Source organism: Streptomyces sp. WM6386 (genome assembly GCF_000972385.1).
Taxonomy (GTDB): domain Bacteria; phylum Actinomycetota; class Actinomycetes; order Streptomycetales; family Streptomycetaceae; genus Streptomyces.
Genome location: NZ_JXTE01000255.1, coordinates 1 through 910, shown reverse-complemented (window position 1 = coordinate 910; position 910 = coordinate 1). Strand labels below are relative to the sequence as shown.

1 protein-coding gene and 1 pseudogene are annotated in these 910 nt (G+C 74.3%); both read right to left on the bottom strand.

The annotated features are described in order from the left end of the window. Window positions 1-220 (bottom strand): annotated as a pseudogene (locus TN53_RS41080) (short-chain dehydrogenase); the annotation flags it as partial. A gap of 2 nt (window positions 221-222) precedes the next feature. After that, a partial coding sequence (locus TN53_RS41075) for a hypothetical protein (RefSeq protein WP_046263988.1) occupies window positions 223-910 on the bottom strand: 688 nt, incomplete at its 5' end.

Sequence of the window (910 nt, the reverse complement as noted above, 5' to 3'; positions counted from 1 at the left end):
CGTCCGTGTTGGCCGCGGCCTCGCCGCCGGCCGCGACGATCTCGTCCACCACGGTCTGGGCGGGTCCGGCCGAGGCACCCGCCCCGTCCCGCCCGCCGCCCAGGTCGTTGACCACGACCTTCGCCCCGTGCGCGGCGAACGCCAGGGCATGTGCCCGGCCGATCCCGTTGCCGGCACCGGTGACGACCACGACCCGGCCGTCGACCACTCCTTCAGACATCCTCAACTCCTTTGTCGGGAAGGCCGGTCGGCCTCGGCGAGCAGGATCCGCGGGTTCTCGCTGCCGCAGGCGCACCGGCCGGTTTCGACGCGGCCCGCGATGCCGAGCGGCGTCTCGGGGAGCGCCGACTGACGCTCCTCCCCCGCCGTCACGGACAACTGCCCGTCCCGCTCGCCGAATCGCCATTGGGCGGCGTTGACGTGCGCGCCGCACCGCTCGGGGCACTCCAGCGCGAGGGCCGGTCCCACGGCCGAGATCAGGGCGGCGGACACGCCCACGCCCCGCAGGAGCGGTACGGCGGCGGGCCGGGCCAGGACCACGGACGTGGACCGGAACATCTCGCCGATGTCGGCGGCGCCTGCCAGCCCCTCCACGGTCTCGGCGGACAGACCGATGACCGACTGCGGGGAGAGTTCGCGATGGAAGACGGCGGTGCGGCGGTGGTCCCAGCCCATCGCCTCGGCGATGCCGTACGTCACCTTCAGCGTGCGCAGGGCTCCGATCAGCGCGTGGCCCCAGAAGCCCTCGAAGCCGGAGGCGGTCAGCAGGGATCGCTGCCCGGCGGCAAGGCCGTGCTCCCGCAGCCGGTCGGTGGCCCACTCCGTGTCGCGGGCGAGTTCCGCCCAGGTCAGCTCCATGTCCCGGATGCCGTCGGCGGTGGGGAAGCGCACGAGGTAGGCGAGGTCGGGG